The following is a 12,125-nucleotide window of genomic DNA, read 5'->3' as shown; positions in this document are numbered from 1 at the left end:
TCCTAATCTTCTCGCAAAGCGTAGCCAACTCCTCGTATCGTATGAATTAAGCGGGGTTCGTGCGATCCTTCTAGCTTCAAGCGCAAATATCGAACATACACCTCAATGATGTTAGAGTCTCCAACAAAATCATATCCCCATACTGTTTCGAGAATTTGATCGCGCGTCAGAACTTGGCGAGGATGCCGCAAAAAGTACTCTAGTAAATCAAACTCTTTTGCGGTTAATTCAATCGATCGTCCTCCCCGATAAACCTCTCGTGTTTTGTGGTTGAGCCTTAACGTTCCAAACTGCAAGACTTCTTCATCCGTCTCTTGATTTCGACGCAAATGAGCGCGAACTCTCGCAATCAATTCCTCAATGCTAAAGGGCTTAACAACATAATCATCTGCTCCAGCATCCAGTCCTGCAACCCGATCACCCACTTCGTCTTTTGCAGTCAAAAAGATGATCGGTGCTTTAAACCCAGTCGATCGCAATCGGCGGCAAAGTTCAATCCCTGATAGACCCGGTAGCATCCAATCGAGCAACGCCAATTCAGGAGATATTTCACGAGCCAGCATTAATCCATTCATGCCATCGTGGGCAACACTCACCTGATAGCCTTCACTTTCTAACTCCAGGGCAATAAACCGTGCAAGTTGCACCTCGTCTTCGACAATCAGAATGTGGGGAATGCTCATGCTCATCGTCCTAATATCGGTAAGGTCAATGTGAAGGTTGTGCCAACCCCAGGCTCAGAATCGAGAGAAAGCGTGCCTCCCATCTTTTCGATCAAAGTCTTGACGATCGCAAGTCCTAGTCCTGTTCCTCCCGTTGCTCGACTACGCGAGGGATCAATGCGATGAAAAGGTTCAAAAATCATCACTTGATCGGATGGAGGAATCCCTTCACCACGATCGATCACTTGAATCACTGCGAAATTGTCAACTTGCTTGAGTCGAATCAGAACCGGTGAATTGGGATCAGAATATCGAACCGCATTCTGGATGAGATGATCTAGCACCTGCATTAAGTAATCCCGATGCGTCTGCACTCGAATAGGCATCGGAGCGATTTCAGTCTGAATATTCGGATGATCAAACTTTTCTGTCATGCTGGAAATGTCCCGCACAAATTCATTGAGAATGAGTGGTTCTTGAGCAAGAGTACTATCAAAACTTTCCGCTCGTGCGAGACTAATTAAATCCTGTAAAATCAGCGTCATCCGCTCGGCTTCCGAAGTCGCCATTTCAAGACTTTCTTGCTGAGACACGGATAGATTAGGGATTCGTCTGACGGTACGTTGAAGATAACCATAGACCGTACTTAACGGCGATCGCAGTTCATGAGCCACATCGCTGATAAATTGACGCTGCTGCTGTTTGACGGCTGCTCGCTGGCTGAGGAGTTCATCCCATGCCTGTGCTAAAGTCCGAATCTCGCTAGGGGCAGCACGTGCATTAAAGGTCGTTAACTGAGCAACAGTAGTTGTCGTTTGCACCCAATACTGAAATTGCTTCAAGGGACGGAGGAGTAGCCAAATCCCCCCTAGAATCGTGGCAGCCATTGCGCTGATCACAAGCAGACTGAGTGTTGCGAGTTGTTCTGTAATCGTTAAAAATTGCGCGATCGTCAGTTGCTCGGAGTGCATCATTAGCACCGTTTGGATGCTCCAATGACTGAACAATTTATAGCTAGCAAGTGCGATCGCGCAAATCACAATCACTACGACCATCAGCCGAACCTGTAATGAGGCGAAATCAAGCCATTTTCGCCTTCTACTCCACCGATTTGAACCTTGACCCAGCGGATTCATCGACTTCACTCATTACCTAGAGAGGATTCATTCCACATTAAGCTGAAATGCTCAAAATGCGGCTAATGATATGAAATTCTTGAGATACGGTTACTCGACAAAACTCAGCGACTTCTTAAGAATTAGATATTATTTTTTATATTTTATCCAGTTCTTACGTGTCTCTCATCTTGAATTAAGCAATTCTAGCAATAGTAGTTAAATTGCTTACTTAAGCTAATTCGTTCTGTTTTTCAATTCTATGATTTTTTTGGATGTCGAAGAGCTTTTGTCTCATTTTCGCTCGATTGTAACCTATCAGGACTTAGCACTAGGAGACTATCTCTTCTACCAAAATGATCCCGCTCACTCCATCTTTGCTCTACAGTCAGGCACCATTCGACTGCTCCATTACACGAATGAAGGTCAAGAAATCGACCATTATCGAGTTCATGCTGGAGAAATCTTTGCAGAAATTGCTCTGTTTAAGGAATCTTATGTATGCACTGCGATCGTAGAAGAACCAGCACGAGTCGCCCGATTTCCCAAATCGGAGTTTTGGCCAGCACTGCAACAAGATCCTGCACTGTCTAGTGCATTTATGGAACTTCTCGCACATCGATTACACCAAACCAAGATCATGTTAGAAATTCGTGGGATTCGGTCTACGCGCGAACGAATTTTACACTATCTTCGCTACATGGCGGATTCAGGTAAAGAAATCATGCAGTTTCATCGATCGATGAGGGTAATTGCACAAGATTTAGGTGTGAGTCCTGAAAGCTTATCTCGCACCCTAAAACAACTCCAGAAAGAGGGGATCATTACTCGAACAAAACGCATGATTCAACTCAACCAGTGAGCGCAGATACTAACGCTTCGCGAAGGAGAAATTCTTAAGACAACCTAAAAATTTCTCAAGCTTGATTTCAATCAAAGACGTAGGCATAGGCTTTGTTCTACGCTCATTAACATCATTTTTCTGGTGTGGAGACGCGCTTATGAATTTACAGAACAGCCAATCAGTTGAACAACAGCGGTATGTTCTGGAATCTTTAGCGGAATTGAACGATCAAGCTTATATCTTAAGTCGCTACTTGCATGGAATTACCTGTGAAGTTTGTCAATTGTTGAACTCAAACTGGACAATTATAACTATCTGCGAGGAAGGAGATTGGCAAATTCTTGCCAGTCACCCGCTTCTCCATGAAGCAGGCCCTGAATCTTCTTTTCATACAGAACTTTCGGCAATTCTACTTCAGCATGGATTGCTTCAGCACATTGATGATGTAGAACACCACCTCGACCATCAAGAGCAACTCGGCAGCTACATTTATTCTCTGGGAGTACCACTGCAAACTATCTATGGCAGAGTCATCGGAACGCTTTACGCATTTCATCAGCATCCTTGTCAACACAGTTCAGAAAAGATCTCGATCGTTCAATCGCTTGCAGAACGCGCAGCAATGGTGATCGAGAACTATCAACTCTACCAGCAGAAACGATTGAGCGATCAACGTTTAGAGCAGGAAATTGCGACTGGGCTGAGAGAACTACAAGCAATCCAATCAAAATTGGCAACACAGGAACGCCTAGCTGAGATTGGAGAATTCACAGCCTTAATTATTCATGAGATTCGCAATCCTCTCACCACGATCGAGATGGGGTTGAACTATGCCAAAAAACGATTGCTTAACACCTCTGATCAAAAACGATTAGCCTTAGCTCTCAATGAATCTCAACGTCTGAAGCAGTTACTCACTGAAATCTTGCTCTACACAAAGCCGCAGGTCTTGAAGCGCTCCAGGTTGAATCTTGGCGACTTTTTGAGCGAGCTGCTCATACAACTTAAGGATATGCCCGAAGCAACTGATCGTCAGATAGAATTAACCTTCACACAACCGGACATTCACATTTCCGCCGATCGAGATAAGCTCAAGCAGGTTTTTATCAATCTAGTTCGGAATGCTTTTGAAGCAATCTCGCCTGGAGAAAAGATCAGGTGTGAGATTAGCTCCCTTCATTCAGAGCGAGTTTGCATCCATATTCATAACAATGGAGAACCCATTCCGCCAGAAATCTTACCTCACCTAACAACACCTTTCTGTTCTACGAAGCCTTCTGGAACAGGATTAGGACTCGCGATCGTAAAGCGAATTATCACCGCACATGATGGAGAATTGACCATTCATTCTTCTGCAGCAGGCACAACTGTAAGCGTTCAATTGTCAATCGTGCCTTAAATGAACCTCATCAAGTTCAATCTCCTGCAATGATTTGAGGCTAAAAGTAACGTGCGATTTAACAGCAATCTCCAGTTTCTCGCTCTTGGCTCAAGCATTGCTTTTGTTTTTTGAGACAAATGACCACAGTTCATCAGCACTGACCTCGCTTGTTTCGACCGCTTGAACTTCCGCATTATGTACCAGTTGCGCTCTCTGACTCGCTGCTCGAACAATGCTGACGACTGTGTTGTAAGCGAGTCCAGTGATCCGACTCACCCCGCGTAGACTGCTGCCTTCACTGTGCGCTTGCAGCACTTGTTGAATTTGCTCAGGACTGATATGGCAGCGATAGTAGAGACTATCAAAGTTTTCTGAAAATGTTTGATTGCAAGTCGGGCAGAGGTAGCGTTGATGACCGTTCGGCATCTTGCCATGTTTGTGGGCTTTCGGGTGTCCGCACAGGGGGCATTCCATTGGTAGGCTCCAGAAGAAATCTGCCTCTACTTTATCAGTCCCACATTAATTTGATGCACTACCCGATTTGCTCACCACCATCCTGCACGAGATGGGTCACCTTGCAGGCATCATTCAAGGCAACCCAGTTTATGATCGCCATCTCCAAACGATCGCCAACACCAAACTCTTCGTTGGCGACGGCTTCACGGCTGCGCTCACCCCAACGCTCACCGTCATTGACAAAGACAGAGCGATTAGCCGAGATGCAGTTACGGTCACAGTTGCCAATGCAACTCCAACGATCATCACGCTCACTGGCGATACGAAGATCACCGAAGGCTCCGTGGCTCAATTCAACGTAACCGCGATCGACCCAGGCAACGATTCACTGACTTATTCCTGGAACTTTGGAGAGGGCAGCGAACCAGTGATGGGCTCAAATGCTGCATATCGCTTCAAAGACAATGGCATCTACACCGTGACGCTAACGGTCAGAGATAAAGATGGTGGACTCACGACGGAAACCCGCACGATCAAAGTTCTCAATGCATCCCCAATCGTCGGAGGAGTTCAACAGCCTCTGAAATTTCCTTGACATTGAAGATTAGTTTCTCTGACGACATTTTTGAAGCCTTTAAAGTAAGCATCTCGAAGGTAGTCAGCATCTCGAAGGTCACTTAATTTTTGGGCTTATTGGCTCCTGGCATTCCATCGGGTGTGTAAACCACAGCACTGGCATCAATTCGCCCAATAATGGTTAATGCCGTAGTTGCTAGTATGACCACCATTTGCGCGATGTCATTCAGATCAGTTTTGCCCGTGTTCTGATAAGCGGTAACACTTTTGGCAATGAGAGGAGCAATAGACGCGATCGCAGTCAGCACCGCGCCCCAAATTGTCTTGCTCTGAACCATGCTTTTGGAAGGGACAGACGAGGGAGAATTAGAAGTTTGCATCGAGTACTCCGGGTAAATGGTCACATTCATACCATAAATCTTCAGTAGAGCGCCTCCTCTGAAAATGTTTTCAGGCTCGACAATGGTAAAAGATGTGTCGATCTGCTTCCTCAAGTCGTTGTTGTCAATCGTTCAGTTCTTCGGCTATGACTTGACTCAGAATCTCTGACATGGCGCTAAAACAAGGCTAACTGCACTAATGCTGCTCGCGTCTCAGACCCCAAATGGGAAGTCCCCAAATTTGAGAGCGAAATCCCCAACAACCGTACACTTCGCCCTTCTAAATCGACCGCTTCAAACAACTCCTGCGCTAAAGAGGTAACGATTCCCAGCTCACAAATCGGATTTAAGAGCGTTCTGCTGCGTGTAATCTGCTGATAGTTGCCAAACTTCACCTTCAGCGTAAGAGTGCGTCCCTTAGCCTGATGTTGCTCTAGACGGTGACATACATCCTGAGCGATCGTTGCGAGTTCATGAAGCATCACAGCACGATCTGTTAAATCCTGAGCAAACGAAGTTTCTGCACCCAGCGATTTACGAACCCGGTTCGCTTCCACAATGCGATCATCCTGCCCTCGCGCAATTTTGAAGTAGTGATGTCCCATTTTGCCGAACTGCTGCACCAATTCCGTTTCAGAGCGTTGCTTCAAATCTGCTCCAGTACAAATGCCCAGTTCTCGCATTCTCGTTGCACTCACCTTGCCGATGCCGTGGAATTTCTCGATCGCAAGTTGCTCAATTAACGCCTCGGCTTGATCTGGCAGAATCACGGTTGATCCATTAGGCTTGTTCATCCCCGTTGCCATCTTCGCTAAGAACTTGTTGAAGGACACTCCCGCAGAAGCGGTTAATCCTGTTTCTTGTTGAATAGAAGCTCTGATCTCTCTGGCGATCGCACTCGCATAAGGCAAATTTGATTTGCTCTCTGTCACATCTAAGTAAGCTTCATCCAGTGCAACAGGTTCGATCAGGTCGGTGTAGCGCTCAAAGATGGCGCGAATCTGCTCAGAAACGGTTCGATAGACTTCAAAGCGAGGTTTGACAAAGATGAGATGAGGACAACGCTGGATCGCAAGTTTAGACGGCATTGCAGAGTGAATTCCGAAAACTCTCGCTTCATAACTCGCAGCACAGACGACACCACGTTGAGTCGGAGAACTGCCAACCGCGATCGGCTTGCCTTGATATTGGGGATAATCTCGCTGTTCGACTGAAGCGTAGAACGCATCCATATCGACGTGAATGATTTTGCGAATCCCGTCCATCGCTTGAGAGTAGTACAAGATGACTATTACTCTATCACCCCCAGTACGCTTTTTAACGATTGTGACGATTGTGAAATTACTTCGAGTGTGGCTGAATCAACTCAATGCCAAGATACCAGATTCACCGAATGCTTGAACTGTTACCAATCTATCCCCAACATACAAGCTGATAATTTCGCTTCCGAAAGCGATGACGGGAGTACAGGGGCAAGCAGGCAAGATCAACACTGAATAGTACAATTATTCTATATGCGGGTTAAGCTGACAGTACGCGACATTAGCGAAGATTGATCAGCAACGCCCGCGAAAATATTGCCGATATAAATCACAGGTAATCATCACCTGGTTGCCTGCTAACTTGACCAGTCCCATACTATATAACTTAAATGCTTTAACTTGTTCTAGCTCTACAGGTTCAGTGGCATTGAGAACCTGTAGCAACGCTTCCCTGAGTTCAGGATAGCGTTGCAAAATACCCAAATGACGATGCAGGTGATCATGATAAATTCCAGCATCGGTGACTGCGATCGCCATCATCTCCTCAAACGAATGTTGGAACTGTGCGAGATAATAAAGTGTCCATCGCGTCAGAAAGGGATGTCCCTGGAGCAAATGCATCAATTGCTGGATCTGATGGGTAGAAAGTTGTAAGTTATGCAAATCGATCAAGCTTTCGACTTGCTCAGTAGTAAAGGGCGTTAATGCGACTTCTACTCCTAGATTAAACGGAGATTGATTCACATTGAGATGGATATAGGGTTCTGTGGATTGAACAAGAATCAAGCGAAGTTTTTGCCAGGTTGAATCGGTTTTAGAGTGCTCGTGCCACGTGCGGAGCATCGTGAAAAACTCTTGCGCGATCGCAGGATACTCGAACAATTCACTTACTTCTTCTAGGGCTAACACTAAGGGAGACGAAATTTCCTCTAATAAGTAGCCTTCCATATACAGTGTGCAACTCATTTTGCTGCCAATGTCATTATCCCAATAGGTTGCTAATTGAGGCGTGAGTTTGAGCTTTTGAGTGATACAGGTACAGAACCACCGCAGTAATTTATGGAGATCTGCAAGAATTGCCTTCTCCACCTGCTGAAAGTTCAAAGTCACCGTTTGCATCTCAGTGGTTTTGGCATAAGCCAAAATCCTTAACATGAGGGAGGTTTTTCCCATCTGACGAGGTGCCTTAATCCGAATCAGGGAACTGGGTTGAAGAACATTCTGGTAACAGAGTGATTCCTGTATCGATCGCTGTACATAGAAGGGAGAATCGATCGGAACACTGCCCGTAGGATACTCTAGTGATGTCGTGGATACAGAACCTTTGAAGTTGGTTAAAACACAATTGCGATCGGGGTTATGGGTCGTCGATTGCGCTACAACATGGCGTTCCAAAACGCTGCGAACATTGAATTTTGTCACCTTTTGTCCCAACGCTTCCGAGAACAATCGCCAGAGTCTCGGAGCCGCAACTTGCTGAATGTAATTCCCAGAATAGTTATGCTCTCGGGCAATTTGCTCATAGGTTTTCTTGGGAGCCTGCCAAGACTCCAATAAAATCATGCGTTGTAGGTCATTAAGATGCTCACCCGTAGCTTCATACGCAACTTGTTCTGCTACTGCCAGAAATGTCTCTAAAGTTTGCATCATGACTTCGATAAAAAATTTGAAAAAGGCTAAGAAATCATCAACGATATTATTCTTCAGACTTCACGAAAGGGTATTCCCTAAAGGTGCAATATACAACGCTGAAGGGAAACCCCCAAATCACTGACATATCTGTTGATGTTCCTCAGTAACGGATGGATGAGTGCTTAGATAGTCTTGCAACCAATCGCAAGCGAAACTAATATCATTCATGGCAGTGATGTGCTTCCAATTCCATAAAATGATCCGTCGATCGAGACCGGCTGAAGCAATCAGCGAGTTGGATTTCTGCGAGTGTTCGCGGCTCTCAGGGCTAAAGACCACCGTTTGGACTGCACCCTCGTGACCTGTCAAGGTTCTTAGTAAGGAACCGTTCGTTTGCCAAACTTTGACTGTTCCATCGATCGAGGAAGAAGCTAGGAATTGTCCATCAGGGCTAAACGTGACCTCTAAAACACTTGCTGCATGACCCGTTAGGGTATGGACTAAGGAACCATCGATTCGCCACAGCTTCACCGTATTGTCGCTAGAAGCAGAAGCAAGCCAGTCACCTTGAGGACTGAAAGCCAATGCATTAATAGCAGCCTGATGCCCCGTTAAGGACTGGAATAGTCGTCCATCGGGGTACCAGAATTTAATCGTCTTGTCCTCCGCACCAGATGCAATCAGTTTTCCATTCGGGCTAAAGGCGACTGTGTTCACGCTGCCTTGGTGTCGGACGAAAAAACGACTTGGTTGCTCAGAAAATTGCCCATTGGGAGTTCGATCCCAAACCTGCACTGTGCCATCACTGCCGCCTACAATCAATTGCTGACGATCGGGACTAAAGGCAACGTCTCGTGCTCCCGCTTGTGATTGGAGCGTTTGTTTGTTGTGACCCTCTCGGTCAAAAAGTTCCACAGTCCCACCCCGAAACACATTAGCAATCTCTGCTCCATCAACACTAATGGTTAACCCAGTCACCGATAACTGGTTTGTGAAGACTGTTTTCTCTGGAATTGGTGCAATTTCTCCTGCTGTGTCCCGTCGCCAGAAGTTAAGGCGAAAATCAACCGAAGCAGAAAGCAGTTGGGAACCATCGGCATTAAATACGAGCCGATCGATGGTATCCGTATGCCCTGCTAACACATTCCAGGTAGGATGATGGGGTTTCCAAAACCGAATACTCCCATCCTCAGAACTGGAGACTAACCAGTGTCCATCGGGACTAAACCTCACTGCCCGTACCACTGCATGATGCCCCGATAGTGTCCTAAGCAATCCCCCCGTTGTTTGCCAGAGCCGAACTGTGTTGTCTGTACTAGCAGTTGCTAACTCCTGACCATCCGGACTAAATGAGATCGCGCGGACATTCGATCGATGACCAATGAAGGATTTGATTAATTCACCCTTGATATTCCATAGACTCACGGCTCCATCAACCGAAGCGGTTGCAAAGGTTTGATCCTTTGGACTAATAGCGATCGCAAAGATGGGACCTTTTTCGGTACTCAATTCAGCGATGACGCTGCCATCCGATCGTAGAACCCGCGTGTTGATGGTCTGAGGTGGATCGGGTCTTGGTTCCGTTTGCCCTCCTTCTAGTTGATTGAGACGACGAGAGGGGGGAGGCTGCGGCAACTCCGGTTTTGAACCTGTTTCCCCTTCTAAGGGGTTAAGACGACGAGGTGGAGGTGGGGGTGGCGTAACGATGGCAATGAGGAATTGACCGTCGGGACTGAAGGCTAGGTGCTCGGTTTTGGGTAGATGCTGGATTAAGCGACCATCCGTATGGAAAAGATAAGCATTTTGTCCGCCTGCAATGATGGCAAGTTTCTGAGCATCAGGACTAAATCGAACTCTTCTAACAGAATGGTTTAGCGGCAAAGTTTTGAGTAAAGTGCCATCTGCTCGCCAGAGTTTCACCGTTCGATCCGCAGAGGCAGTGGCAATTGTTTGCCCGTCCTGGCTCCAATCTACTGATGTAATCATTGCTAGATGAGCATCCCAGGCTTTCAGCAGTTGACCATTTGGTTGCAATAGCCGCAATTTTCCATCCACTGCTACCGCCGCAACCATTTGTCCATCGGGACGAATGGCGACTTCCTGAACCCCTGTACCCACATCAATTTGATTACTCGCTGTGATCCCATCAGACACAAGCCGGAGCACCGATTGCACCTGTTGGGCTAGGGCAGGATCAGCGTTACCGAGAGTATTCAATTTAGTGTTAGCATCGACTGCTTGTACGAGTGCTTCAAGCTGATGATGTGCCCCAAAATTTCCTTCAGCCGAAGACGCAAGCGCTCTGATCTCACTAATTCTTGCTTGGCGATACTGGAAAAAGGTGATCATACCAAAGCAGATCGCAATCAGCAGTGCCACTGCCACGGTTGCCAAGAGTTGTCGTTGTAATTTGATCGCTCGCCGTTCCTGTTGTAATTGGGCTTCCATCGCATGAGCGCGATCGGCTTCTAAAGCTTGCTGGATTTGACGGCGATCGCTCTCTACCGAAGCCGCTAAAAACTGATAGTCAAGGTCACTCAAGCGTTTTCCCTGCGCCCATTGTTGGGCATCTTGCAGGGCTTGTCCTCGGAGCAAACGTGATTCATCCTGACGTTGGGAGTATACCCAAGCGTCTAAGGTCTGGGAATAAGGACGAAGCGACTTTAGTTGCTGTTCTACCCAAGTGAGATCAAATACAGCGGCATAAATGCGATTTTTTACCTGGAGATAGCTCTGCTGTTTGACCACCAAGCCAGATAGTAAAAGTTCGATCTGCTCTGGACTATCGTCTACTGGTAATGGAATTTGATCTTCTAAAATCTGCTGATATAGGCCAAGCAATCGCCCTGCAGTTTCTTGATTCGAGAGAATGCGATTGCGAATGGTCTTTAGATGTTCGGGTTCATCACGGGATTCCCATTCTGTTAGGATGACGGTTTGAACTAAGTTATCGACCCAAAATGGTTCATTGCCGGGAGGAATGGTGAGCCGACCTTCAGTTGCAATGTGACTAGACTTGAGCACACAATGAATCGCAGCTTGGCAAAGCTTCTGAGTCAAGAAGGGTTGTCCATTCGTCCAGGATAAAATGGCTTGCAACACAGCAGGAGCATTGCTTATATGTTCCTTTAAGCCCAGTACCAAAGGGTCTGCTTCAGCAGTAGTAAAGCCATTAAGGGCGATCGCAGTTCCCAAATTAAATGGAGTACGTCTTCGATCTTGAATTAAATCAGAAGGGGTGGCAACCCCGAAAATTGCAAAGCTGATTCGTCTGTAATCTTCGTCGATCGCACGTTGGTTATAGCAAAAGCGAATCAGTGCAAAAAAATCGTCAACAGAAAAGGGAAGACTTAAGATACTATCAATTTCATCAATAAAGATGACTAAGTTTTCATTTGGAAATTCTTTAAGCAACACATCACTAATAAATCGACTCAATCGTTGCAAAAGAGAAATATCTTCTTCATCCCGCCACCAGCTTTGCAGATCGACCTGTTTGAGGAGCTTAAATCCACGCCATAAATCTTTGACGATTCCTTTGTACCATTGCAACGACGTAATATTTTCGCTCCCAATGTTCGTCATATCCACCACTGCACAGCGATAACCCGCTTCTTGTAAGCGAGTGCGTGTCCTGACTAACAAAGACGACTTGCCCATCTGGCGCGAATTCAGCACATAGCAAAACTCACCCCGTTTGAGAGCTGTATACAATTCGGTGTCAGCCTGTCGATAAATGTAACTGGGGGCATCATTGGTTAAGCTTCCACCAACTTGGTAACGCATAGACGATCAAGCAAAACATCTGGGAAGATTC

General features: G+C 46.3%; 9 protein-coding genes and 1 pseudogene. 3 read left to right on the top strand and 7 right to left on the bottom strand.

The genetic code is table 11. The features are described 5' to 3' along the window. Positions 1-2: 2 nt before the first annotated feature. Both LEPBO_RS0100285 and LEPBO_RS0100280 read right to left on the bottom strand, forming a co-directional pair. Positions 3-689 carry a response regulator transcription factor gene (locus tag LEPBO_RS0100285; protein ID WP_017285518.1) on the bottom strand — a complete coding sequence of 229 codons (687 nt, stop codon included), beginning with the start codon at positions 687-689 and terminating at the stop codon, positions 3-5. After that, complete coding sequence (locus tag LEPBO_RS0100280) at positions 686-1,717, bottom strand: sensor histidine kinase (protein ID WP_225885723.1); 1,032 nt, start codon at positions 1,715-1,717, stop codon at positions 686-688. Before LEPBO_RS0100280 ends, LEPBO_RS0100285 begins: the two co-directional genes overlap by 4 nt. Positions 1,718-2,039: 322 nt before the next feature. Here LEPBO_RS0100280 and LEPBO_RS0100275 point away from each other — a divergent pair, with 322 nt between their 5' ends. Together LEPBO_RS0100275 and LEPBO_RS0100270 are read left to right on the top strand one after the other, a co-directional pair. Next, positions 2,040-2,639, top strand: a complete 600-nt coding sequence (locus LEPBO_RS0100275; protein WP_017285516.1) for a Crp/Fnr family transcriptional regulator — start codon at positions 2,040-2,042, stop codon at positions 2,637-2,639. A gap of 139 nt (positions 2,640-2,778) precedes the next feature. Continuing rightward, the gene (locus LEPBO_RS0100270) at positions 2,779-4,020 is read left to right on the top strand and encodes a GAF domain-containing sensor histidine kinase (RefSeq protein ID WP_017285515.1); all 1,242 of its coding nucleotides are present in this window, start codon (positions 2,779-2,781) and stop codon (positions 4,018-4,020) included. Positions 4,021-4,084: 64 nt separating this feature from the next. On the opposite strand, the pseudogene LEPBO_RS0100265 reads toward LEPBO_RS0100270, so the two are convergent. After that, positions 4,085-4,476: pseudogene (locus tag LEPBO_RS0100265) on the bottom strand (IS1/IS1595 family N-terminal zinc-binding domain-containing protein); the annotation flags it as partial. A 91-nt stretch (positions 4,477-4,567) separates the two neighbouring features. Between LEPBO_RS0100265 and LEPBO_RS0100260 the strand changes: the two are divergent. Next, positions 4,568-5,053: a PKD domain-containing protein gene (locus LEPBO_RS0100260; RefSeq protein ID WP_017285513.1), complete on the top strand. Its 486-nt coding sequence runs from the start codon at positions 4,568-4,570 to the stop codon at positions 5,051-5,053. An 82-nt stretch (positions 5,054-5,135) separates the two neighbouring features. On the opposite strand, the gene LEPBO_RS0100255 is transcribed toward LEPBO_RS0100260, so the two are convergent. The 4 genes from LEPBO_RS0100255 to LEPBO_RS0100235 all read right to left on the bottom strand — a co-directional run bounded on the left by LEPBO_RS0100255 (position 5,136) and on the right by LEPBO_RS0100235 (position 12,094). Beyond that, positions 5,136-5,444, bottom strand: coding sequence for a hypothetical protein (locus LEPBO_RS0100255; protein WP_051077744.1), 309 nt, complete (start codon positions 5,442-5,444; stop codon positions 5,136-5,138). 146 nt (positions 5,445-5,590) lie between these two features. Further along, positions 5,591-6,697: a DNA polymerase IV gene (gene dinB, locus LEPBO_RS0100250; RefSeq protein WP_239741249.1), complete on the bottom strand. Its 1,107-nt coding sequence runs from the start codon at positions 6,695-6,697 to the stop codon at positions 5,591-5,593. Positions 6,698-6,970: 273 nt separating this feature from the next. After that, positions 6,971-8,326 carry an AAA-like domain-containing protein gene (locus tag LEPBO_RS0100240; RefSeq protein WP_197693298.1) on the bottom strand — a complete coding sequence of 452 codons (1,356 nt, stop codon included), beginning with the start codon at positions 8,324-8,326 and terminating at the stop codon, positions 6,971-6,973. Positions 8,327-8,443: 117 nt separating this feature from the next. Continuing rightward, the gene (locus tag LEPBO_RS0100235) at positions 8,444-12,094 is read right to left on the bottom strand and encodes a WD40 domain-containing protein (RefSeq protein ID WP_017285509.1); all 3,651 of its coding nucleotides are present in this window, start codon (positions 12,092-12,094) and stop codon (positions 8,444-8,446) included. Positions 12,095-12,125: the final 31 nt, after the last annotated feature.

Origin of the sequence: Leptolyngbya boryana PCC 6306, assembly GCF_000353285.1 — a bacterium.
Taxonomy (GTDB): Bacteria; Cyanobacteriota; Cyanobacteriia; order Leptolyngbyales; family Leptolyngbyaceae; genus Leptolyngbya; species Leptolyngbya boryana.
This window is presented reverse-complemented; position numbering and strand designations above follow the sequence as displayed.

Excerpts from the sequence above, each read along its gene's own strand:
- LEPBO_RS0100235 (WP_017285509.1), bottom strand. The coding sequence starts at position 12,094 with ATGCGTTACCAAGTTGGTGGAAGCTTAACCAATGATGCCCCCAGTTAC.
- LEPBO_RS0100280 (WP_225885723.1), bottom strand. The coding sequence starts at position 1,717 with ATGGTCGTAGTGATTGTGATTTGCGCGATCGCACTTGCTAGCTATAAA.
- LEPBO_RS0100260 (WP_017285513.1), top strand. The coding sequence starts at position 4,568 with ATGGGTCACCTTGCAGGCATCATTCAAGGCAACCCAGTTTATGATCGC.
- LEPBO_RS0100240 (WP_197693298.1), bottom strand. The coding sequence starts at position 8,326 with ATGATGCAAACTTTAGAGACATTTCTGGCAGTAGCAGAACAAGTTGCG.
- LEPBO_RS0100285 (WP_017285518.1), bottom strand. The coding sequence starts at position 689 with ATGAGCATGAGCATTCCCCACATTCTGATTGTCGAAGACGAGGTGCAA.
- LEPBO_RS0100275 (WP_017285516.1), top strand. The coding sequence starts at position 2,040 with ATGATTTTTTTGGATGTCGAAGAGCTTTTGTCTCATTTTCGCTCGATT.
- LEPBO_RS0100255 (WP_051077744.1), bottom strand. The coding sequence starts at position 5,444 with ATGAATGTGACCATTTACCCGGAGTACTCGATGCAAACTTCTAATTCT.
- LEPBO_RS0100270 (WP_017285515.1), top strand. The coding sequence starts at position 2,779 with ATGAATTTACAGAACAGCCAATCAGTTGAACAACAGCGGTATGTTCTG.